The organism is Klebsiella sp. MPUS7 (assembly GCF_009905335.1).
In the GTDB taxonomy this organism is placed as follows: Bacteria; Pseudomonadota; Gammaproteobacteria; order Enterobacterales; family Enterobacteriaceae; genus Klebsiella; species Klebsiella grimontii.
Window position 1 is genome coordinate 2137583 of sequence record NZ_CP047604.1, and the last position, 22876, is coordinate 2160458.

23 protein-coding genes are annotated in these 22876 nt (G+C 55.5%); 11 read left to right on the forward strand and 12 right to left on the reverse strand.

Going from position 1 to position 22876, the window contains the following annotated elements; all coding sequences use genetic code 11:
• The first annotated feature begins 25 nt into the window (after positions 1-25).
• The 4 genes from tsaB (at position 26) to rnd (ending at position 4440) form a co-directional block, all read left to right on the forward strand.
• Positions 26-721: a tRNA (adenosine(37)-N6)-threonylcarbamoyltransferase complex dimerization subunit type 1 TsaB gene (gene tsaB, locus GUC22_RS10085; protein ID WP_116943565.1), complete on the forward strand. Its 696-nt coding sequence runs from the start codon at positions 26-28 to the stop codon at positions 719-721.
• A gap of 43 nt (positions 722-764) precedes the next feature.
• Complete coding sequence (locus tag GUC22_RS10090) at positions 765-1349, forward strand: Slp family lipoprotein (RefSeq protein ID WP_024357825.1); 585 nt, start codon at positions 765-767, stop codon at positions 1347-1349.
• Positions 1350-1557: 208 nt separating this feature from the next.
• On the forward strand, positions 1558-3243 hold the full coding sequence (fadD, locus tag GUC22_RS10095) for a long-chain-fatty-acid--CoA ligase FadD (protein ID WP_116943564.1): 1686 nt from the start codon (positions 1558-1560) through the stop codon (positions 3241-3243).
• Between the two features lie 81 nt (positions 3244-3324).
• A complete protein-coding gene (gene rnd / locus GUC22_RS10100; RefSeq protein ID WP_049286871.1) occupies positions 3325-4440 on the forward strand; it encodes a ribonuclease D in 1116 nt (371 codons plus the stop codon).
• A gap of 68 nt (positions 4441-4508) precedes the next feature.
• Here rnd and minE read toward each other — a convergent pair whose 3' ends face one another.
• From minE to minC, 3 genes are read right to left on the reverse strand one after another with little or no spacing between them, the layout of a single operon-like run.
• Positions 4509-4778: a cell division topological specificity factor MinE gene (gene minE / locus GUC22_RS10105; RefSeq protein ID WP_002910902.1), complete on the reverse strand. Its 270-nt coding sequence runs from the start codon at positions 4776-4778 to the stop codon at positions 4509-4511.
• Positions 4779-4781: 3 nt separating this feature from the next.
• Positions 4782-5594: a septum site-determining protein MinD gene (gene minD / locus GUC22_RS10110; RefSeq protein WP_004121970.1), complete on the reverse strand. Its 813-nt coding sequence runs from the start codon at positions 5592-5594 to the stop codon at positions 4782-4784.
• Positions 5595-5617: 23 nt separating this feature from the next.
• A complete protein-coding gene (gene minC, locus GUC22_RS10115) occupies positions 5618-6316 on the reverse strand; it encodes a septum site-determining protein MinC (protein ID WP_049086311.1) in 699 nt (232 codons plus the stop codon).
• A gap of 126 nt (positions 6317-6442) precedes the next feature.
• Between minC and GUC22_RS10120 the strand changes: the two genes are divergently transcribed.
• The 3 genes from GUC22_RS10120 to GUC22_RS10130 all read left to right on the forward strand — a co-directional run bounded on the left by GUC22_RS10120 (position 6443) and on the right by GUC22_RS10130 (position 7941).
• Positions 6443-6724, forward strand: coding sequence for a YcgL domain-containing protein (locus tag GUC22_RS10120; RefSeq protein ID WP_004138522.1), 282 nt, complete (start codon positions 6443-6445; stop codon positions 6722-6724).
• 16 nt (positions 6725-6740) lie between these two features.
• Entirely contained in the window at positions 6741-7400 is a 660-nt protein-coding gene (locus GUC22_RS10125; protein ID WP_049131753.1) for a fumarylacetoacetate hydrolase family protein, read from the forward strand.
• Between the two features lie 94 nt (positions 7401-7494).
• A complete protein-coding gene (locus tag GUC22_RS10130; protein ID WP_049131752.1) occupies positions 7495-7941 on the forward strand; it encodes a YcgN family cysteine cluster protein in 447 nt (148 codons plus the stop codon).
• An 8-nt stretch (positions 7942-7949) separates the two neighbouring features.
• Here the strand turns inward: GUC22_RS10130 and GUC22_RS10135 are convergent, their stop codons facing one another.
• The 3 genes from GUC22_RS10135 to nhaB all read right to left on the reverse strand — a co-directional run bounded on the left by GUC22_RS10135 (position 7950) and on the right by nhaB (position 10626).
• The gene (locus tag GUC22_RS10135) at positions 7950-8294 is read right to left on the reverse strand and encodes a DUF1971 domain-containing protein (protein ID WP_004138523.1); all 345 of its coding nucleotides are present in this window, start codon (positions 8292-8294) and stop codon (positions 7950-7952) included.
• Positions 8295-8411: 117 nt separating this feature from the next.
• Positions 8412-8942 (reverse strand): disulfide bond formation protein DsbB, encoded by a 531-nt coding sequence (gene dsbB, locus GUC22_RS10140; protein ID WP_004103253.1) that lies wholly within the window; start codon positions 8940-8942, stop codon positions 8412-8414.
• 130 nt (positions 8943-9072) lie between these two features.
• Complete coding sequence (gene nhaB / locus GUC22_RS10145) at positions 9073-10626, reverse strand: sodium/proton antiporter NhaB (RefSeq protein WP_004138525.1); 1554 nt, start codon at positions 10624-10626, stop codon at positions 9073-9075.
• A gap of 245 nt (positions 10627-10871) precedes the next feature.
• On the opposite strand from nhaB, the gene fadR reads away from it, so the two are divergent.
• A complete protein-coding gene (fadR, locus tag GUC22_RS10150; RefSeq protein ID WP_004121962.1) occupies positions 10872-11591 on the forward strand; it encodes a fatty acid metabolism transcriptional regulator FadR in 720 nt (239 codons plus the stop codon).
• Positions 11592-11650: 59 nt separating this feature from the next.
• On the opposite strand, the gene GUC22_RS10155 is transcribed toward fadR, so the two are convergent.
• On the reverse strand, positions 11651-13183 hold the full coding sequence (locus GUC22_RS10155) for a SpoVR family protein (protein WP_004138526.1): 1533 nt from the start codon (positions 13181-13183) through the stop codon (positions 11651-11653).
• Positions 13184-13504: 321 nt separating this feature from the next.
• On the opposite strand from GUC22_RS10155, the gene GUC22_RS10160 reads away from it, so the two are divergent.
• Both GUC22_RS10160 and dadX read left to right on the forward strand, forming a co-directional pair.
• Positions 13505-14803 carry a D-amino acid dehydrogenase gene (locus tag GUC22_RS10160; RefSeq protein WP_102649730.1) on the forward strand — a complete coding sequence of 433 codons (1299 nt, stop codon included), beginning with the start codon at positions 13505-13507 and terminating at the stop codon, positions 14801-14803.
• Positions 14804-14815: 12 nt separating this feature from the next.
• On the forward strand, positions 14816-15886 hold the full coding sequence (gene dadX / locus GUC22_RS10165; RefSeq protein WP_102649729.1) for a catabolic alanine racemase DadX: 1071 nt from the start codon (positions 14816-14818) through the stop codon (positions 15884-15886).
• A 16-nt stretch (positions 15887-15902) separates the two neighbouring features.
• On the opposite strand, the gene GUC22_RS10170 is transcribed toward dadX, so the two are convergent.
• Both GUC22_RS10170 and ldcA read right to left on the reverse strand, forming a co-directional pair.
• Positions 15903-17636 (reverse strand): potassium/proton antiporter, encoded by a 1734-nt coding sequence (locus GUC22_RS10170; protein ID WP_024357831.1) that lies wholly within the window; start codon positions 17634-17636, stop codon positions 15903-15905.
• A 92-nt stretch (positions 17637-17728) separates the two neighbouring features.
• A complete protein-coding gene (ldcA, locus tag GUC22_RS10175) occupies positions 17729-18643 on the reverse strand; it encodes a muramoyltetrapeptide carboxypeptidase (RefSeq protein WP_024357832.1) in 915 nt (304 codons plus the stop codon).
• 95 nt (positions 18644-18738) lie between these two features.
• Here ldcA and emtA point away from each other — a divergent pair, with 95 nt between their 5' ends.
• Positions 18739-19350, forward strand: coding sequence for a membrane-bound lytic murein transglycosylase EmtA (emtA, locus tag GUC22_RS10180; RefSeq protein ID WP_102649728.1), 612 nt, complete (start codon positions 18739-18741; stop codon positions 19348-19350).
• Between the two features lie 56 nt (positions 19351-19406).
• Here the strand turns inward: emtA and GUC22_RS10185 are convergent, their stop codons facing one another.
• The 3 genes from GUC22_RS10185 to GUC22_RS10195 form a co-directional block, all read right to left on the reverse strand.
• On the reverse strand, positions 19407-19628 hold the full coding sequence (locus tag GUC22_RS10185) for a hypothetical protein (RefSeq protein WP_004138532.1): 222 nt from the start codon (positions 19626-19628) through the stop codon (positions 19407-19409).
• A gap of 26 nt (positions 19629-19654) precedes the next feature.
• Positions 19655-20506 carry a hypothetical protein gene (locus GUC22_RS10190; RefSeq protein ID WP_004138533.1) on the reverse strand — a complete coding sequence of 284 codons (852 nt, stop codon included), beginning with the start codon at positions 20504-20506 and terminating at the stop codon, positions 19655-19657.
• A gap of 154 nt (positions 20507-20660) precedes the next feature.
• Entirely contained in the window at positions 20661-22409 is a 1749-nt protein-coding gene (locus tag GUC22_RS10195; protein WP_004138534.1) for an alpha,alpha-trehalase, read from the reverse strand.
• Positions 22410-22876: the final 467 nt, after the last annotated feature.

Here is a 22876-nt window from a genome sequence, read left to right on the forward strand (position 1 = left end):
TGCTAGAGCGAGAGCGCGACAACCCATGCGAATTTTAGCTATCGATACCGCCACGGAGGCCTGCTCCGCGGCGCTGTGGAATGATGGCACCCTCAGTGCTCATTTTGAAATCTGCCCCCGTGAACATACCCAACGTATCCTGCCCCTGGTGCAGGAGGTCCTCAATGAGAGTGGCACGCAATTAACCGACCTTGACGCGCTGGCCTTTGGCTGCGGGCCGGGGAGCTTCACCGGCGTGCGTATCGGTATCGGTATCGCCCAGGGGCTGGCGCTGGGGGCCGAGCTGCCGATGATCGGTGTGTCCACGTTGGCAACCATGGCGCAGGGCGCGTGGCGCAAAACCGGCGCAACCCGCGTGCTGGCGGCCATCGACGCCAGAATGGGCGAGGTCTACTGGGCGGAATATCAGCGCGATGAGCAGGGCGTCTGGCACGGCGAAGAGAGCGAGGCGGTGCTGAAGCCGGAAGCGGTTCGCGAGCGGCTTCAGCGGCTGGAAGGCGAGTGGGCCACCGTTGGCACCGGCTGGCAGGCGTGGCCCGATCTGGCTAACGGCTGTGGTTTAACGCTCGTCGATGGCGACATTCAGCTGCCAGAAGCGCAGGATATGCTGCCGCTGGCCTGCTATCTGCTGACGGCGGGAAAAACCGTGGCCGTCGAACACGCTGAACCGGTTTATTTACGTAATGAAGTGGCGTGGAAGAAACTTCCTGGCCGCGAGTGAATCTCAGTAACTATATGTCTGAGAAGAAGGAAGGAGTCGCGTCATGGCGGGTCAAAAAAGGGTAGTGCGTTGGTTAGTCGCGGCGGCAGTCGTTGCTGCGCTGAGCGGGTGCGCTTCGGTGCCGGATGCCATAAAGGGCACCACCCCGACGCCGCAGCAGGATCTAGTCCGGGTAATGAACGCGCCGCAGCTGTATGTCGGTCAGGAAGCGCGTTTTGGCGGCAAGGTGGTTAGCGTACAGAACCAGCAGGGTAAAACCCGCCTGGAAATTGCCACCGTTCCGCTCGACGGCGCCGCGCGTCCGGCGCTGGGCGAACCGTCGCGCGGGCGTATTTTTGCCGACGTAAACGGCTTTATCGACCCGGTGGATTTTCGCGGGCAGCTGGTCACCGTGGTTGGCCCGATCGTCGGCGTCGTCGACGGCAAAGTGGGGAATACGCCGTATAAATTCATGTTGATGAATGCCATCGGCTACAAGCGCTGGAACGTTGTGCAGCAGGTGGTGATGCCCCCGCAGCCAATGATGGACCCGTGGATGTTCGGCCCGCGCCCGTGGGGCTACGGTTACGGCGGCTGGGGCTGGTATAACCCGGGCCCTGCCGAAGTTAGAAACGTCGTAACTGAATGATTTTGTAGCTATTGTAAGCAAAAAGAAACAGCGGCTGGTCCGCTGTTTCTTCGTTTTCAGTCAAATAAGAAAAATAAATAGTGACGCGCTTCGCAACCTGTACAACGCCTAATTAATAAACTGGTACGCTGAGTTAATATAATGTTAACAGAATGTTTGTTGATCAGGGGCTGTGATGACGACGAATAACTATTTCAGAGGTGATGCAGTGAAAAAGGTTTGGCTAAACCGTTATCCCGCGGACGTTCCTGCGGAGATAAACCCTGACCGCTATCAATCCCTGGTTGAACTGTTTGAACATGCCGTCCGCCGCTATGCCGACCAACCGGCATTTATCAATATGGGCGAGGTGATGACCTACCGTAAGCTGGAGGAGCGCAGCCGGGCGTTTGCCGCTTACCTTCAGGAAGGTTTGGGTCTGCAAAAAGGCGACCGCGTCGCCCTGATGATGCCGAATCTGCTGCAATATCCGGTAGCGCTGTTTGGTATCCTGCGCGCGGGGATGATCGTGGTGAACGTCAATCCGCTCTACACCCCGCGCGAGCTGGAGCACCAGCTCAACGACAGCGGCGCCGCCGCCATCGTGATTGTCTCCAACTTCGCGCATACCCTGGAAAAGGTGGTTGATAAAACCCAGGTTAAGCACGTGATTTTAACCCGTATGGGCGATCAGCTTTCCCCGGCGAAAGGCACCGTGGTTAACTTTGTGGTGAAGTACATCAAACGGCTGGTGCCAAAATACCATCTGCCGGACGCCATCTCGTTTCGCAGCGCGCTGCAGTACGGCTACCGTATGCAGTACATCAAGCCGGAAATCGTCCCTCAGGATCTCGCTTTTCTCCAGTACACCGGCGGAACAACCGGCGTGGCGAAGGGAGCGATGCTGACGCATCGCAATATGCTGGCGAACCTTGAGCAGGTCAACGGCACCTACGGGCCGCTGCTGCATCGCGGCAAAGAGTTGGTCGTTACCGCGCTCCCGCTGTACCACATTTTTGCGCTGACCATGAACTGCCTGCTGTTTATCGAGCTGGGCGGGCAGAATCTGCTGATCACCAACCCGCGCGATATTCCAGGCCTGGTCAAAGAGCTGGCGAAATATCCCTTCACCGCGATGACCGGGGTTAACACCCTGTTTAACGCGCTGCTCAATAACAAAGAGTTTCAGCAGCTCGACTTCTCCTCCCTGCATCTCTCCGCCGGCGGCGGCATGCCGGTGCAGCAGGTGGTAGCCGAACGCTGGGTTAAGCTGACCGGGCAGTATCTGCTGGAAGGCTATGGCCTGACCGAGTGCGCGCCGCTGGTGAGCGTCAACCCGCACGATATTGATTATCATAGCGGCAGCATTGGCCTGCCGGTGCCCTCCACCGAAGCGAAGCTGGTGGATGACGACGATAATGAAGTACCGCCGGGGGAGCCGGGGGAGCTGTGCGTGAAAGGGCCGCAGGTGATGCTGGGATACTGGCAGCGTCCTGATGCCACCGCGGAAATTATTAAGGACGGCTGGCTGCATACTGGCGACATCGCGGTGATGGATGAAGAGGGCTTCCTGCGCATCGTCGACCGCAAAAAAGATATGATTCTTGTCTCGGGCTTCAACGTCTATCCGAATGAAATCGAAGATGTGGTGATGCAGCACGCCGGGGTTCAGGAAGTGGCCGCGGTCGGCGTGCCGTCCGGCAGCAGCGGTGAAGCGGTGAAAATTTTCGTGGTCAAGAAAGACCCGACGCTGACGGAAGAGATGCTGATTACCTTTTGCCGTCGCCAGCTAACCGGCTACAAGGTTCCGAAGCACGTTGAGTTTCGCGATGAGCTGCCGAAATCCAACGTTGGGAAAATTTTACGTCGAGAACTGCGTGACGAAGCCCGCGCTAAAGTAGACAATAAAGCCTGAGCTAAGAGTGAATCGCCAGACGCCGGCTAAGCCGGCGTTTTTTATGGGCGCAAGTTAAGAGAGTATGATTTGAACTATCAGATGATCACCACCAACGATGGCCTGCGCGCCGTCTGTGACGCGGCAAGCGCGGTTTCCGCCATTGCGCTGGATACGGAGTTTGTCCGTACTCGCACCTACTACCCGCAGCTCGGTTTGCTCCAGCTGTTCGACGGCAACCAGGTTTCGCTGATCGACCCGCTGGTCATCACCGACTGGCAACCGATGCGCGAACTGCTGCTGAATAAAGACGTGACCAAATTTCTGCACGCCGGTAGCGAGGATTTGGAAGTATTCCTTAATGCCTTTCATCTGATGCCGCAGCCGCTGATCGATACGCAAATTCTGGCCGCCTTTTGCGGTCGCCCGATGTCCTGGGGCTTTGCGTCGATGGTGGAAGAGTTTACCGGCGTGGCGCTGGATAAAAGTGAATCCCGTACCGACTGGCTGGCGCGTCCGCTAACCGAACGCCAGTGCATTTATGCCGCCGCCGATGTCTGGTACCTGCTGCCGATTGCCGGAAAGCTGATGGCTGAAACCGACAGCGCAGGCTGGCTCTCCGCTGCGCTGGATGAGTGTCAGCTGATGCAGCAGCGCCGCCAGGAGGTGCAGGATCCTGCCGAGGCGTGGCGCGATATCGGTAACGCCTGGCAGCTGCGCACTCGCCAACTGGGCTGCCTGCAGCTGCTGGCGGACTGGCGTTTGCGTAAAGCGCGCGAGCGCGACCTGGCCGTCAACTTTGTCATTCGCGAAGAACATTTGTGGAACGTGGCGCGCTATATGCCCACCAGCCTGGGTGAACTTGATAGCCTGGGACTGTCGGGCAGCGAAATTCGTTTCCACGGCAAGACGCTGATCGGCCTCGTCGAGAAAGCGCAGGCGCTGCCGGAAGAGGCGCTGCCTGAGCCGCTGCAGAATCTGATCGATATGCCGGGCTACCGCAAGCTGTTTAAAGATATTAAAGCGCTTGTGCAGACCGTGAGCGCCGAGAAAGGCGTCAGCGCCGAGCTGCTGGCCTCAAGAAGGCAGATTAACCAGCTGCTGAACTGGCACTGGGGATTAAAAAGCGGCAACGGACAGCCTGAGCTGGTATCCGGCTGGCGAGGCGCATTGATGGCCGATCGCCTGAATGCGCTATTAAGCGAATACCCGCGCTAACGTTTGGTCTGCAAAGTAACAAAAACCGGCTTCGCATCGCGTCGCCGGTTTTTTTTATACCTTCAGGCTCAGGATTTCGACTCTTCAGTTTCCGGCAGGGTCACGTTCAGCTCCAGAATCGAAATATCACCGTCTCTCTGCTCAAGCTGCACGCTGACCATTTCCGGGTCGATTTGCACATATTTGCAAATCACTTCAAGAATGTCTTTACGCAGCTGCGGAAGATAGTGCGGCTCCGCGTCGCCGCGACGGCGCTCCGCGACGATGATTTGCAGGCGCTCTTTCGCAATATTGGCCGTGTTCTTTTTCCGCGAGAGAAAAAAGTCGAGTAATGCCATAATTTATCCTCCGAACAGGCGTTTGAGGAAACCTTTCTTCTCTTCTTCTACGAAGCGGAAAGGACGTTCTTCTCCGAGCAGACGTTCAACGGTATCGGCATAGGCTTTGCCCGCGTCCGAGGTATCATCCAGAATAACCGGTTCGCCCTGGTTAGACGCGCGCAGCACGGACTGATCTTCCGGAATCACGCCCACCAGATTGATGCGCAGAATTTCCAGCACGTCTTCCATGCTCAGCATGTCGCCTTTGTTGACGCGGCCTGGGTTATAGCGGGTCAGCAGCAGATGCTCTTTAATCGGATCTTCACCTTTTTCCGCACGGCGGGATTTAGAGGCCAGGATGCCGAGGATACGGTCGGAGTCGCGAACGGAGGAGACTTCCGGGTTAGTGGTGATGATGGCTTCATCAGCGAAGTATAACGCCATCAGCGCACCGGTTTCGATGCCTGCAGGGGAGTCACAGACGATAAAATCAAAATCCATCTTTTTCAGTTCTTCGAGAACTTTGTCTACGCCTTCGCGGGTCAGGGCGTCTTTGTCACGCGTCTGGGAGGCCGGGAGGATATAGAGGTTCTCCGTGCGCTTGTCTTTGATAAGCGCCTGGTTCAGCGTGGCATCGCCCTGGATGACGTTGACGAAGTCATAAACGACCCGGCGTTCACAGCCCATGATCAGGTCAAGGTTACGCAGGCCGATGTCGAAGTCGATAACGACCGTTTTCTTTCCCTTCTGGGCCAAACCAGTAGCGATGGCCGCGCTGGAGGTGGTCTTGCCAACGCCTCCTTTACCCGAAGTCACAACAATAATGCGTGCCATAGAAATTCCTTGTTAAAAAGGGATTAATTCAACGATTGAATCGTCAAAGCGCTGTCGTCTAAACGTAGACGCGCCGCTTTGCCATAAAATTCGGCCGGAATGTTATCACTCAGCCAGTATTCCCCGGCGATGGAAACCAGTTCCGCCGAGAGGTTGGTACAAAATATTTGGGCGTCTCTGTCGCCGCCAGCGCCGGCAAGCGCACGTCCCCGCATCATGCCATATACATGGATATTACCATCGGCAATAAGTTCAGCCCCGGCACTCACATGGTTTGTAACAATTAGATCACAGTGTGGCGCATAAATACGCTGACCGGAACGTACCGGCTGATCAATCAAACGCGTTTTTGTGATCTGATTAACAACTGGTGGCGGCGCGACGGGTTCTGGCGGGGCCTGACGGGTGGTTTTTTCTTTCCCTTCGGTTAATAACGGGATCCCGGCGCGGTCAATTTCGGTTTTCAGCCGAGGAAGTTTACATCCGCTTACGCCCATAATACGCAGTCCGGTGGCCGCAATAGCTTCATGGAGAGGGCGCCAGTCGACGTCATCTTCAATGCTGCTGATATTCACTACCACGGGGGCATGACGTAAAAAGGCGGGAGCCTGGGCGATTTTGTCTTCTAACGCCTGACGAATAACCTCGGGATTTGCATCGTGCAAATGAACCACAGATAAGGTGAAGCTACTGCCCTTAAGTTCGATTGGCGTATTTGACATCCTGGCCTTACTCAATTTGCTGTTTATCACTCGCTGAAGTGCGGTGATATTCCGAAGACTAAAAGGCATGTTATAGTCACTCATATATAGAGGCAAGTGACCGCAGGTCTAATTCCGAGTAAAACTATGTTTTGTGTGATCTATCGAAGTACTAAACGTGAGCAAACCTATTTATATGTCGAAAAAAAGGACGATTTCTCCCGCGTTCCTGATGAATTAATGTATAGCTTCGGTACGCCTAAACTGGCAATGATTCTGCCGCTTGATGGACGAAAAAAACTCATTCACGCCGATTTGGATAAAGTGAAGCAGGCGCTGGCCGATCAGGGCTATTACCTTCAACTCCCTCCGCCGTCTGAAAATTTACTCAAGAAACACCTGGCGGAACAGGGGAATAAATCTGATTAACCCACAGAGGTAAAAAATGTACCAACATCATAACTGGCAGGGTGCGCTACTGGATTATCCGGTAAGCAAAGTGGTTTGCGTGGGCAGCAACTATGCAAAACACATTAAGGAGATGGGCAGTGCGACGCCGGAAGAGCCGGTGCTGTTTATTAAACCTGAGACGGCGCTATGCGACATCCGCCAGCCGTTGGTGCTGCCTGAGGGCCTGGGTTCGGTGCACCATGAAGTTGAGCTGGCGGTGCTGATTGGCGGCACGCTGCGTCAGGCGACCGAAGATCACGTGCTTAAAGCCATCGCCGGCTATGGCGTGGCGCTGGACCTCACTCTGCGCGATCTGCAGGGTAAACTGAAAAAGGCCGGTCAGCCGTGGGAAAAGGCGAAAGGATTTGATAACGCCTGTCCGATTTCCGGGTTTATTCCCGCCGCCGAATTTCACGGCGACGCGCAGAATACGCCGCTGAGCCTGAAGGTGAACGGCGAAGTGCGCCAGCATGGCACCACGGCCGACATGATCCATAAAATTGTGCCGCTGATCGCCTATATGTCGCGCTTCTTCACCCTGAAAGCCGGTGACGTGGTGCTGACCGGTACCCCGGAAGGCGTGGGGCCGCTCGCCAGCGGCGACGAGCTGGAAGTGGGGTTTAACGGCTTATCGCTGACCACCCGCGTGCTGTAACGACCTCTTGCCGCCATCTCCGGGCGGCAAAACTTGCAACGGCGTGCCAGACTGGTTATAAGGTGCACCCTGAATTGCAATGACGGACATCCCAATGAGCGAACAACCTTTCTGGCAACAAAAAACACTGGATGAAATGAGCGATGCGGAGTGGGAATCACTTTGCGACGGCTGCGGACAGTGCTGCCTGCATAAGCTGATGGATGAGGATACCGACGAAATCTATTTTACCAACGTCGCCTGCCGTCAGCTCAATATCAAAACCTGCCAGTGCCGTAACTATGAGCGCCGCTTCGAATATGAGCCGGACTGCATTAAGCTAACCCGCGACAATCTGCCTACGTTTGAATGGCTGCCGCCGACCTGCGCCTATCGTCTGCTGGCGGAAGGCCAGCCGCTGCCGCACTGGCATCCGCTGTTAACCGGTTCGAAGGCGGCGATGCATGGCGAACGCATCTCGGTTCGCCATATTGCGGTGAAAGAAGCCACCGTGGTTGAGTGGCAGGATCATATCCTGAATAAACCAGACTGGGCGCAGTAGGCGCTCAGTTAGCTTTTCTTCGCGTGGAACAGCCCGCTTTCACCGTCGGCGTCGTCCGCAACCCAAAAGTTAATATTGAACTGCGCGTCGTCGCTGAGCTCAATGCGGTGCCAGTACTGCGGCGGGCTGGTCGCGAACTGCCCGGCGTTGATAACAACCTTTGCCTCAGGTTCTGTCGCCTGTTCATCGGCGAAACCATAGTAGGTTACCGTGCCTTCCATCACGCAAAGCTGGCCGAAAACACCCGCAGCGGTGTTGTGGTGCGTCAGTAGAGCGGCAGGGACGTTCTGTTTGGTAAAGAATGGGGTGGAGCGTTTTACCTTCCAGCTAGCGGGAATACGCAAATGAGACATCATGTGCTCCTCAGTTAACATTTATAAGATGCATTTAATATGCATCTTTATGGCAACAACGTCAACGCGCAGGCAAAAAAAAACGCTCCCGGAGGAGCGCATTATCAGCAATGGTTCTTAGCGACCAAACAGATCGCGCTTTTTAGGTTTAAACGGCTGAGCGATAAGCACCAGTACACCGACCACCAGATAGGCGGCGAAGATGCCAACCAGCCACTGCGGCATTTCCAGCGTCAGGAATTCCCACTGGCGTACGGAGCAGTCACCGGTAGCGACAAACACCTGAGGCAGCCATTTATCCAGCGGCAGCCACGTTGGGAAACGAGCGGCGAAATCGCAGGTCTGGAAAGGGGAAGGGTGAAGCTGAATCATGGTGTGTTCCCATGACAGCTGCAGCCCGCGTAGGGCGCTGTAGAGCCAAATCACAATCGCGACATAGCGCAGAGGGGTTTTTGGCGCAATGGCGCCGACGATACCGGCGCCCATCACGCCAAATAGCGCGCAGCGCTCGTAAATACACAGTACGCACGGCTGCAGCAGCATCACGTGCTGGAACCATAACGCCACCAATTCAAGAATAAACGCGGTTAGCGCCATCAGGAGCCAGGCACCGCGTCCCCTTGAGCACTGGTTTAAATATCGCAACATAATCATTTCCCTGGAACATGCTAAATCATGGCAGTGTAAACGAAAACCGTAGCGACGCCAGCAGCTAGTCTGAAAATATTACGTAAACGAATATGGAATGCCCGGCGTTTTGAGCCGGGCATGGATGATTTTATTTCAGCAGCTGCGGCGTCACCAGCCAACCGTGCTCCAGCATCCACTGGGTAGCCGGCATCAGGGTAAACTCGACGCAGGCCAGGCCGACGAGGGTCAGGACGAGGGTATACGGCAGCGCCATCCACACCATCCGGCCATAGGAGAGGCGAATTAGCGGAGCCAGCGCGGAAGTCAGCAGGAACAGAAACGCGGCCTGGCCGTTCGGCGTGGCGACCGATGGCAAGTTGGTGCCGGTATTGATCGCCACCGCCAGCAGCTCGAACTGCGGCAAACTGATGGTTCCCTGCTCCAGAGCGGACTTAACCTCGTTGATATAGACGGTGCCGACGAAGACGTTATCCGAAATCGACGACAGCAGGCCGTTAAACAGGTAAAACAGCGACAGCTGGGCGTGCGGCGAGGCCTGGAGAACGAATTCGATCACCGGCGCAAACAGGTGCTGATCGATAATCACCGCCACAACGGCGAAAAAGACCGTCAGCAGCGCGGTAAACGGCAGCGCTTCGGTAAACGCTTTGCCGATGGCGTGTTCATCGGTGACCCCGGAAAACGTGGTCGCCAGAATGATGACCGACAGGCCAATCAGACCGACTTCCGCAAGGTGCAGCGCCAGGGCGATGATTAGCCAAACGCCGATAATCCCCTGGGCGATAAGACGCAGGCGATCCTGTCGGCTGCGGCTCTGACGGCTACGATCGTCAAAATCCTGCAGCACTTTACGCACGGTTGGCGGCAGCGGTTCGCCGTAGCCAAACAGGCGGAATTTCTCCAGCAGCAGGCAGGTGAGCAGGCCGCAGACCAGCACCGGCAAGCTTACCGGCAGCATGCGCATGAAGAATTCGCCGAAGTGCCAGCCCGCGGCTTTGGCGATAATCAGGTTCTGCGGTTCGCCAACCATCGTCATCACGCCGCCGAGCGCGGTGCCGACCCCGGCGTGCATCATCAGGCTGCGCAAGAAGCCGCGAAACTGCTCCAGGACATCGCGATAGTGCTGCTCGATATGGCTGTCGTCGAGCATATCGTCATCGTCCGGCCGCGCCGAAGCGACTTTGTGATAAATACCGTAGAAACCCACGGCGACGCTAATCACGACCGCGACAACGGTCAGCGCGTCAAGAAATGCGGAAAGAAAGGCGGAAGCGACGCAAAACGCCAGCGACAGCAGCATCTTGCTGCGGATGCCGAGCAGCAAACGGGTGAAGATGAACAGCAGCAGCTGCTTCATGAAATAGATCCCCGCCACCATAAACATCAGCAGCAGCAGGACTTCAAGGTTAGCGGCAACTTCCGCCCGGATATGCCCGGGCGTGGTCATCCCGATAAACACCGCTTCGATCGCCAGCAGACCGCCCGGCAGCAGCGGATAACATTTGAGCGCCATCGCCAGGGTGAAAATAAATTCGATAACCAGCAGCCACCCGGCAATAAACGGATGAAGATAAAATACCAGCGGATTAACGATTAAGAAAATGATGAGAGTGAGTTTGTACCAGTCCGGGGACTGACCAAGAAAGTTGCGCCACAGGGCGCGGCCATACGACATTTCCACGACAGACATCCTTTCTCCGCCAAATTCTGAAACATGATTTTATGCGTAACTATACGCAAGATTACCAGTTGCGCAAAATGGGGCGCAACTTTCTTCGCATCACATTCTTTAGCAACAGAAAGTGTGAAATGAAAAGTTGAAAATGAAACGGCGATCCCTTTTTAATTACTTTCTGGCGCTATCTGCCTTTTGGCCGCTCTGGTATGATGAGTCGAATAGCAACGCTGTGTAATGGAAATCTTATTATGGTCATTAAGGCGCAAAGCCCTGCGGGTTTCGCTGAAGAGTACATCATTGAAAGTATCTGGAATAACCGCTTTCCTCCTGGTTCAATTCTTCCCGCTGAACGTGAACTTTCTGAACTGATTGGTGTTACCCGTACAACCTTACGTGAAGTGTTGCAGCGTCTGGCGCGCGATGGCTGGTTAACCATTCAGCACGGTAAGCCTACCAAGGTGAACAACTTCTGGGAAACTTCAGGCCTGAATATTCTCGAAACCCTGGCGCGTCTCGATCATGACAGCGTACCGCAGCTGATTGATAATCTGCTGTCCGTACGTACCAATATTTCGACGATTTTTATCCGTACCGCTTTCCGCCAGCATCCTGACAAGGCGCTGGAAGTTCTGGCGAGCGCGCGTGAAATTGAAGACCACGCCGACGCTTTTGCCGAACTCGATTATAACATTTTCCGCGGTCTGGCCTTTGCTTCAGGTAATCCCATCTACGGCCTGATCCTCAATGGAATGAAAGGCTTATACACCCGGATTGGCCGTCACTATTTTGCCAACCCGGAAGCGCGTAGCCTGGCGCTCGGCTTCTATCACCAGCTGGCGAAGGTATGTGAAGAAAAGCTTCATGAACAGGTTTATGAAATCGTGCGCCGCTACGGGCATGACAGCGGTGAGATTTGGCACCGTATGCAGAAGAATTTGCCGGGTGACCTGGCGATTAATATGCGCTAGACCCCGCCAACGAATAAAAAACGCCCGGTGCTATCACCGGGCGTTTTGCTTTTCACGCGCTATAGCGGATTGGGCCGCGGCGGCGTACGTTCCAGCAGCTCAACGCTACCATCGGCGTTTTGCTGCTCAAGAAGAACGTCAAACCCCCACAGGCGGTGGACGTGCTTAAGCACCTCGCGACGGCCTTTATCCAGCGGCACACGGTTATGCGGAACGTAGCGCAGGGTGAGCGAGCGGTCGCCGCGCAGGTCAACGTTCCATACCTGAATATTCGGCTCGAGGTTGCTCAGGTTGTACTGCGCTGAAAGCTTCGAACGAATCTCACGATATCCTTCTTCATTATGAATAGCGGATATTTCCAGATAGTTATTGTGATCGTCATCGAGCACGGTAAAGAAGCGGAAATCGCGCATGATTTTCGGCGACAGGAACTGGCTGATAAAGCTCTCATCTTTGAAGTCGCGCATCGCGAAGTGCAGCGTTTCGAGCCAGTCTGAACCGGCAATATCCGGGAACCAGTATCTATCCTCTTCCGTCGGCGACTGACAAATACGTTTAATATCCTGGAACATGGCGAAACCCAGAGCGTAGGGGTTAATGCCGCTGTACCACTGGCTGTTATAGGGCGGCTGGAACACCACGTTGGTGTGGCTGTGCAGAAACTCCAGCATAAAGCGCTCGGTCACTTTTCCTTCGTCATAAAGATGATTAAGGATGGTGTAATGCCAGAAGGTCGCCCAGCCTTCGTTCATGACCTGAGTCTGCTTCTGCGGATAAAAATACTGGCTGACCTTGCGCACGATACGCAGGATTTCACGCTGCCAGGGTTCCAGCAGCGGCGCGTTTTTCTCCATAAAATAGAGCAGATTTTCCTGCGGCTCTGAAGGATAGCGGCGCGCCGCTTCAATCGTCTTTTCCTCTTCGCGCTTCGGCAGGGTGCGCCACAGCATATTCACCTGACTCTGGAGATACTCTTCCCGGCTTTTTTGCCGCGCCTTCTCCTCCTGCAGGGAGATTTTCTGCGGACGTTTATAGCGGTCAACGCCGTAGTTCATCAAGGCGTGGCAGGAGTCGAGCAGCTTCTCGACTTCATCTACGCCATAGCGCTCTTCACATTCGGTGATGTATTTCCGCGCGAAGATGAGATAGTCGATGATTGAACTGGCGTCGGTCCAGCTGCGAAAGAGGTAGTTATTTTTGAAAAACGAGTTATGCCCGTAGCAGGCGTGCGCCATGACCAGCGCCTGCATGGTGATGGTGTTCTCTTCCATCAAATAGGCGATACAGGGGTTGGAGTTAATGACGATTTCATAAGCCAGCCCCTGTTGACCGTGCTTATAGGCCTGTTCGGTCTCAATGAATTTTTTACCGAACGACCAGTGCGGATAGTTAATCGGCATCCCGACGCTGGAGTAGGCATCCATCATCTGTTCGGATGTAATGACTTCGATTTGGTGCGGATAGGTGTCAAGACGATACAGCTTCGCCACCCGGTCGACTTCTGCCAGATAGGTCTCCAGCAGCTCAAAAGTCCAGTCGGGTCCATCGCTTAAACGGGTTGTGTCCTTGTTCATGGAATCAATCGTAGCCATTAGCGCGCCCTCGTTGTTGATGGTTCTCTCTGTACGGAAAACCTCTTAACAAGCATAGAACACGGCGTCGCAAACTGCGTCCATCCGCATTTTCTTTTCTTCGCGATTTCACCATCTGAAACGCGATATTCCACGATTTAAACAGAATTTTATTCTGTTTAAAAATGAGGCGCAGCAGGAGATGGTAAACCGACGGGGGCTGCGCTGGCGCAGAACCCTGTGAGATAAGTCACCATAAATAAAGCGTATGTTGAATAATATTTTCATCTGAGTTATCAATTTGTAATCAGATGATTGTTCTTTAACGATTACGGAGCCGCTATGCGCGTCGTCATACTGGGAAGTGGGGTAGTAGGAGTCGCTAGCGCCTGGTACTTAAGCCAGGCAGGACATGAAGTGACGGTTATCGATCGTCAGCCGGGGCCGGCCGAAGAGACCAGCGCCGCTAACGCCGGGCAGATCTCTCCCGGCTATGCCGCGCCGTGGGCGGCGCCGGGCGTACCCTTGAAGGCGATTAAGTGGATGTTCCAGCGCCACGCGCCGCTGGCCATCGGGCTGGATGGCACCCCGTTCCAGCTGAAATGGATGTGGCAGATGCTGCGCAACTGCGACACTCGCCACTATATGGAAAATAAAGGACGCATGGTGCGCCTGGCGGAGTACAGCCGCGACTGCCTGAAGGCGCTGCGCGAGAGTACCGGTATCCAATATGAAGGTCGGCAGGGCGGCACGCTGCAGCTTTTCCGCACCGACAAGCAGTTCGAAAACGCCACCCGCGATATCGCGGTGCTGCAGGAGGCGGGCGTGCCTTACCAACTGCTGGAGGCGAATCGCCTGCTGGAAGTTGAACCGGCGCTGGCTGAAGTGAGCCACAAGCTGACGGGCGGTTTACGTTTACCCAATGATGAAACCGGCGACTGTCAGCTCTTCACCACCCGTCTGGCCCGCATGGCGGAACAGGCGGGCGTGACCTTCCGTTTTAATACCCCCGTCGATGAACTGCTCTATGAAGGGGATCTCATCTCCGGCGTGAAGTGCGGCGCTGAAATCATTAAAGCGGACGCGTACGTGATGGCATTCGGTTCCTATTCGACGGCCATGCTGAAAGGGCTGGTGGACATTCCGGTCTACCCTCTGAAAGGCTATTCGCTGACCATTCCGATTGCGGAAGAGGACGGCGCGCCGGTATCGACTATCCTTGATGAAACGTACAAAATCGCCATCACCCGCTTTGATCGTCGGATTCGCGTTGGCGGAATGGCGGAAATTGTCGGTTTTAATAAAGAACTGCTGCAGCCGCGGCGTGAAACCCTGGAGATGGTGGTGCACGATCTGTTCCCGCGCGGCGGCCACGTTGAACAGGCGACCTTCTGGACCGGACTGCGCCCAATGACCCCGGACGGTACGCCGGTGGTGGGCCGCACGGCGTATAAAAATCTGTGGCTGAATACCGGCCACGGTACGCTGGGATGGACCATGGCCTGCGGTTCAGGGCAGCTGATTAGCGACCTGATCTCCGGACGCACGCCGGCGATCCCGTATGACGATCTTGCCGTCGCCCGCTACGGTCGCGGCTTTACGCCGGCCCGCGCTCAGCATCTGCATGGCGTTCACAATTAACAAGGAGCTTTCATGTCTCGTTCTGTAAAGGCCAGCATTGATATGTCAGCCTTACGCCAGAATCAACAAATTGTTCGCCGCGCGGCGCCCGCTTCGCGCCTGTGGGCGGTGGTCAAAGCCAATGCTTATGGCCACGGCCTGGCGAGAGTCTGGAACGCGCTTAGCGCCGCGGACGGTTTCGCGATGCTCAATCTTGAAGAGGCGATCCTGCTGCGCGAGCTGGGCTGGAAAGGGCCGATACTGATGCTGGAAGGCTTTTTCCACGCCGATGAGCTGGCCCTGTTTGATAAGTACCGTTTGACCACCAGCGTGCACAGTAACTGGCAAATCAAGGCGCTCCAGCAGGCGAAGCTGCACGCGCCGCTCGATATCTACGTCAAGGTGAATAGCGGGATGAATCGGCTGGGTTTTATGCCGGATCGTCTGCACATCGTCTGGCAGCAGCTGCGATCGCTGCATAACGTCAGTGAAATGACGTTAATGTCGCATTTTGCCGAAGCGGAAAACCCGGACGGCATCGTGGAGCCGATGCGGCGTATTGAGCAGGCGGCGGAAGGGCTGGATTGCCCGCGCTCGCTGGCGAATTCGGCGGCCACCCTGTGGCATCCGGAGTCGCATTTTAACTGGGTGAGGCCAGGGATCGTGCTGTACGGCGCTTCGCCTTCCGGCCTGTGGCAGGATGTGGCCAACACCGGACTGAAACCGGTGATGACGTTAAGCAGCGAAATTATTGCCGTGCAGAACCTGAAAGCCGGGGAAGCGGTCGGCTACGGCGCGACCTGGCGTACGGCGGAGGAGCGGCGCATCGGCATCGTTGCCTGCGGCTACGCCGATGGTTACCCGCGTCTGGCGCCGAGCGGTACGCCGGTGCTGGTTGACGGCGTTCGCACCGCGACGGTAGGGCGCATCTCGATGGATATGCTGGCGGTGGATTTGACTCCCTGCCCGCAGGCAGGGATCGGCGCGCCGGTCGAGCTGTGGGGCAAAGAGATTAAAATCGACGATGTCGCATCCGCCTGCGGCACAGTCGGGTATGAGTTAATGTGCGCGCTGGCGCCGCGCGTACCGGTTGTGACGGTGTAACTTGTCGTGAGGCGGGTTACTCCGCCTCATCTCCCGCCATACGTACGCCCACCCTCAGGACATGATCCTCTTCTTTTTCCGCCACCGTCCACACCATGCCGGCAAATTCCACCTGGTCGCCGACGACCGGCGCGGCGCCCAACAGCTGCTGCACGACATCACCCAGCGACTGCTGGCGATCGCGGAACTCCTCACCGCCATCGATGCCGTAAATCTGCGCGACGTCGGCGAACTTGGCATTGGCGTCGAGGATAAAATCACCAAAGAAGCGCTGATCGAGCGCGACCGGCGGCGACTGGCTGAACAGTTTACCCAGCGCGGGTAAATCGCGCTCGCGGCCGATAACGCAGAGAATATCGCCCTCCAGCAGTCGGGTGCTGCCGGTAGGGTGCAGCAGAACGTTGTCGCGAAACAGCGCGGCAATCCGCGTTTCCGGCGGCATATGCAGGTCGCGCAGCGCCGCGCCGACGCACCATTTTTCGGCGCTAAGCTGGTAAACGAACTGCTCCCACGGGTTTTCCGGGTGAATATCCAGCCCGACGCGGGAGATGGGCGATCCGATCGGCGGCACCACCACTTTGGCTTTCTTCGCCGCCCAGGAGAGCGACGTTCCCTGCAACAGCAGCGACACCAGCACCACGAAGAAGGCCACGTTAAAGAACAACCGCGCATTGTCCAGACCGGCCATCATCGGAAATACGGCGAGAATAATCGGTACCGCGCCGCGCAGGCCAACCCAGCTGATAAATATCCGTTCGCGCAGGTTAAAGCCGCGAAACGGCAGCAGACCGGCAAATACCGACAGCGGACGGGCGATAAAGATCATCCACATCGACAGAATGAGCGCCGGGATAGCGATAGGCCACAGGTCTGACGGCGTGACCAGCAGGCCGAGCACCAGGAACATGGCGATCTGCGCCAGCCACGCCAGGCCGTCGAAGTTTTGCAGAATACCGTGGCGGTTGCGAATCGGCCGGTTGCCGAGCAGGAAACCGCACAGGTAGACCGCGAGGATGCCGCTGCCGTCCAGCGAAGTGGTCGCGGCAAAAATCATGATCCCGCCGCTCAGCGCCAGCAGCGGGTAAAGCCCGGCCGGCAACACAATGCGATTAATCATCTGCAGCAGCAGATAGCCGCCGCCGAGACCGATAGCGATACCCAGGCCGAATTGCTGCACGATATGCACCGCAAACATCCAGCTCAGGCCGGTCTCATGTTGCTGAATCATCTCGATAAGGGTGATGGTCAGGAACACCGCCATCGGGTCGTTGCTGCCGGATTCAATTTCCAGCGTCGAGCCGACGCGTTCATTCAGTCCTTTACCGCCGAGCAGAGAGAACACCGCCGCGGCATCAGTCGAGCCGACGATAGCGCCGATCAGCAGCCCTTCAATCAGGTTGAGATGAAACAGCCAGGCCGCCATCAGTCCGGTCAGGGCCGAGGTGATCAGCACCCCGACCGTGGCGAGCGACAGCGCGGGCCACAGCGCCACGCGAAAGGAGCTGGCCTGAGTGCGCATCCCGCCGTCAAGCAGGATAACCGCCAGCGCCAGGTTGCTCACCATGTAGGCGAAAGGGTAATTGTCAAACGGAATGCCGCCGATACCGTCAATCCCCGCTAGCATCCCAATGGCGAGGAAGATAACCAGGATCGGGATGCCGAGGCGTGAGGAAAAGGAACTTAATAAAATACTACAGGTTACTAAAACAGAACCCAGGATAAACAGACTGATGACCGCAGCGGCGTCCAATGTTGACGTACTCCTTACCGGCGTGAAGATAAATTAAAAACTACACCATTTTAACAATCTGACGCCGATCGGGATATGCGTTAGAGGAATTTTTATTCTGCCAGAACCGGGTGGCCGCTGATGCTTAACGTGGTGATGGACGCGTTGTTGACCAGCAATGCTCTGGCGCCAAACGGCAGGGTGACCGTGCGCTGTTCGTGACCAAAATCCAGACCGCTGATGACCGGAATGTTAAGCTGCTGGCGAAGGTAGTCGTATACCATCGGCAGATCGTAACCGGCATCGTAGTCGTTGGCGTTTGCGCCGGTAAAACTGCCGAGGATAATTGCCCGCTGGCGCGCCAGAATACCGCTGTTAAGCAGCTGCAATAGCATTCGTTCAACGCGGAACGGGTGTTCGTTAATATCTTCCACCACCAGAATTCCGTCGCTAATCTGCGGCATCCACGGGGTGCCGATAAGCGAGGTCAGCATCGCCAGGTTGCCGCCCCACAGCTTGCCGTCGGCGCGGCAGTCCGGGCCTTCGCCGTGCCATTCGAGGGTAAACGCCGGGTCGCGCAGCGCCTGCCAGAAATGGTGTTCAGTAAATTCGTTCAGCGTTTCCGCGCCGAAGTTTCCCGCCAGCATCGGTCCGCTAAAAGTGATTATGCTACCCTTTGCCAGCAGGCCCATCTGAACGGCGGTGAAATCGCTGTGGCCGCAAATAAGCAGCGGATCCTGCTGCTGGCGGGCGATCAGCGCCTGCCAGTCAATGTGCGGCAGTAGGCGAGTCGCGCCGTAGCCGCCGCGTACCGCCAGCACGATACGGTTTTTGCCGTCGAGGGCGGCGAGCTGGTTGATGTCGCCAAGGCGTTCATTCTCAGTTCCGGCAAACCGCAGCGCCCGGCGGGGAATGACCTGCTGGTGCGCGACCTGATGCCCGGCCTCCTGCAGACGCTGTACGCCGCGGTACGCCGCCTCCTGGTTGATGCAGTAACCGGAAGGGGCGATGAGATAAAACTGAGACATGACAATTCCTTGCTAAGAATGAAAGGGTTATCATGCCGCCTGGAGCGTTTATTGTCATCTCCGTGCGGCAAACTTCAGCCAATAAGGATAGATGTGTGAAATTGAGATGGTGTGTTTTTTTATGTGTATTGTTGGCCGGTTGTAGTTCAAAACACGATTATCGTAACCCGCAGTGGAATCCGGAAGTCCCGGTTAAGCGGGCGATGCAGTGGATGCCAATCAGCGAAAAAGCCGGTGCGGCATGGGGCGTTGACCCGCAGCTGATTACCGCGATCATCGCCATTGAATCCGGCGGCAACCCGACGGTGGTCAGCAAATCCGGCGCGGTTGGCCTGATGCAGCTGAAACCCTCGACCTCCGGTCGCGATGTTTACCGGCGGATGGGCTGGAGCGGAGATCCTTCGGTGAGCGAGCTGAAAAATCCCGAGCGTAATATATCCATGGGGGCCGCTTATTTAAGCATTCTCGAAAACGGTCCGCTGGCGGGAATTAAAGACCCGCAGGTGATGCGCTACGCGGTGGTGGTCTCCTATGCTAACGGCGCAGGCGCGCTGCTGCGGACGTTCTCGTCCAATCGCCAGGATGCGATCGAGGAGATTAACGATATGGACGCCGATGATTTCTTTGAGCATGTAGTGAAGAAACACCCGGCTCCGCAGGCGCCGCGCTATATCTGGAAGCTGCAAAAAGCGCTGGACGCGATGTAGGGCATCATTTTACCCCGCGGACCAGGCGTTGTGCGGGGTAAACTCTTCAGGTATTCCTAATCCTCCGTGCGAAGCGAAGAGATATAGCTTACCGGAGCAATCAAATCTTTATATTCCCGATAGCTTTCCGGGAGAGAATCGACACCGTTTACCGTAAGACAGAGCATGGCCGTGGCGCCATCCATTTTATCGCTATTTAGCGCCAGTGCCCCTCGCAAGAAATCGATGCAGGCATGGGCGCCGTTATACGAGATATCGTTGTTATCCAGTCGAAGCATTTTGCTTATAGCGTCTCACCCGATGGTTAATCAAGCCGTTGCACAGAAAATGGATAATTTATCGATTTGATGATTTCCCGGTATTCGCGATAGCGCTCGGGGAGCAGGCTGGTTTTGCCGATAGCGACGCAATAATCAGCCGTTTCATCGGTTATCTGTTCCTTATCGGCGACAAGAGTATTCTTTAATTTATCAACATAACTACGAAGAATATTAATCGAGATACCTTCCCGGTCCAGCCGGGTAACATTTAAGGTGATGAGTAACATTAACAGCCACCACAGACCGGAAACGACAAACATCGCAAGCCAGCTAAATACGCTGAAATTAAGCAGAGCGTTATTAGCGAATAACGTTTTCCAGCCTAATATGGCGATTAAAAACAATGAAGGAACGGCAACTAATATCATGTTCCACGTTTGTTGCGTAGGGCTTAGCATCAGGCCCGCGCAGCGGGTATCCGTAGACCAGTGATTTTTCTGGGCGACGTAAAGTTCAAGGGGTAAATTCTGGTTGCCGGGTTTTGGTGAAGAAAAGTGGTTAAAGAGGATTTTTTCTACGCACGTCATTTTACACTCCGCGTACTGCTGATTCGCGCGCAGCTCGATACCCTGGGCTGAATGAATGATGGTGACGTAATTTTTCCTTAATAGTCTAAACGTAGCCAACTGAATAATACCGGTCGCTTTATCATGCAGCCAGGCTAAAAATGAGGGGGGGATGGAATAGGGGGGCGGTATCGGCGTGCCTTTCTCAGTAGGGCGAGTCATCGATATAATGATATTGGCCACGATATATATAACCGTGGTGGATAAAACGTGATAGCCCATAAAGGATAATGGATGTAAATCGGAGATAAAACTGACGACTGCATTCACTTTTTATTCCTTGTGCCAGTCATAACAGGCGTTTCCCGGGAGAGGTCTTCCCGAGTGCCAGAGTAGTATTTTTAATTAGCCGACTCAAGATAAGCGTAAAAATATAACCATATGGAGAAAATAGATGCGCGGCGGAGACCCGCCGCGCGAAGGTTTACTGCGCGACTTTTTTATCCCCTGGCGCAATAGAATTATTGGCCGCGGGTTGAGCCGCGTTATCTGTCGCCTTACTGGTATCGTCATTCGCCGCCGGGCGGGTGGCCGGAACCGAATCACAGGGTTTCTCTTTCGGACACACCAGGTCCAGCATCTTCAGGGTGACCCCGTTAGTCCAGCCAAATCCGTCCTGTAACGGATACTCGCCGCCGCCGCCACCGGTTCCCGTCGAGCTGACGTCATATTTTTCCACCAGCTTCTGTTCGCTGTTGTAGGTATGCTGAACATTGCTGAGGAAACGCCAGCTCACCTCCATCGCTATTTTCTGTTGACCATATTTTTGCAGGCCTTCCGCGGCGACCCACTGCAGCGGCGCCCAGCCGTTTGGCGCATCCCACTGCTGGCCGCTATTGACGGTCGTGGTGGTCAGGCCCCCCGGTTTGAGCAGGCGCGCTTCGGTCGCGGCGGCGACTTTAGCGGCGCGCTCGCTGGAGGCGGCGTTGACGTACAGCGGGAACAGCGCCGCGGCGGTCAGCTGATTGCGCACCTTATGACTTTTCAGATCGTAATCGGCGTACCAGCCCTCTTTATCGTTCCACAGGTATTTCTCCAGCGCTTTCTGTCGGGCGTTGGCCAACGCGTCATACTGCGCGGCTTTCGCGCTATCGCCAGCGGCTTTACTGGCGCGGGCGATGGCTTTTTCCATGTGGAACATCAGCGAGTTGAGGTCGACCGGAACAATCGAGGTGGTGCGGATGGTGCCGAGCTGCTGCGGGTTATCCATCCAGCGGGAGCTGAAGTCCCAGCCGGATGCCGCGGCGGAGCGCAGATCGCGGTAGATTTCAGTGGCCGGGCGGTTGGGATTGTTTTTGGCGGTGGTGACATCGTCCAGCCAGGATTCCGGACGCGGCGTGTCGTTATCGTCCCAGTAGCGGTTCAGCAGCGAGCCATCGGCCATACGCACCACGCGCTTACTGGCGCCGCCGGGCTCAAGCGCTTCGGCGCCATCCATCCAGTACTGGTACTCTTTCTCCATCTGCGGCAGCCATTTTTTGAGCGCCTCATCGCCATCGTGCGTGGCCAGCAGTTCGACCATAAACGGGAAGAACGGCGGCTGCGAGCGGCTCAGATAGTAGGTGCGGTTGCCGTTGGGAATATGCCCCCAGGCGTCGATTTCTGCGGCAAAGTTGGTCACCATATCTTCAATTTTATCCCAGTGGCCGCTCTCCGCGAGTCCTAGCATTGTGAAGTAGCTATCCCAGTAATAGACTTCACGAAAGCGTCCGCCGGGCACCACGTAGGGTTTTGGCAGCGGCAACAGTGAATCCCACTTTTCCACCTCGACGGTGCTGCGGGTCAGCACCGGCCATAAACCGTTGATATGCTGGCGCAGCGTTTGTCCTTTTGGCGGAACGTACTGGTCGTTTTCGCGAGGCAGGGTAAAGTTGAGCTCGACGAAGTGCCGCAAATCAAAACTGGTCTGACTTTTCTGCATACGATAATCGGCCAGGATCATCAGCGGGTCGCCGTTCGGGATGGCGTCGGCAAACGTTTTCTGGTCGGAAAAAAGTTTTGCGCTTTGCACATCGTTAAATAGCGGACCGAGCAGAATATCGGGTGATTGCGGGATTGGGCGGGTTTCTTCAGCCTGAGCCGTCAGCGTCGCCAGGGCGACAAACGCGCCCCCGAGCGCGAGACGAAGAGCATAGGGCAGGGTGGCGGGGCGACGGGAAACGGGACTCGTCATAGGTTGTTCTCCTTATCATTGCAGACTATGTGCCACTGCATTCGGCCATCAGAAAACCTTAGACGAATATCCGCCGCTGCGCGTGTCGAAGCTAACATTTTGCAGCAAAACAGAGAAATTACCTGCCTCAGAAGACCCCCGGCCGGCCACCTCCTGAACAGTACAATATTATAATCTTAATTATATAAAACCGGGCTATTTATATTTCTAGTGTGAATGTTTTTGTATAAATTAAAAACGCCGTACGAGCCTCAGGTAAGAAAATAGAAAACTAGCTGCTATTTATATATGCGGGTGCTGTTTTCGCTTATCGCGTATTAAAAAATACGCAAAGGATTAAAAGCTGTGATCTGTCATGCAAAAAGTCTCGGATTAATACGGCTGAAAGCTGACAGGATCACATAAATTAAAAAACATAAATAATTAATAAAAAAACATAATGGCGCCAGCATAGCGGATAAGTAAAA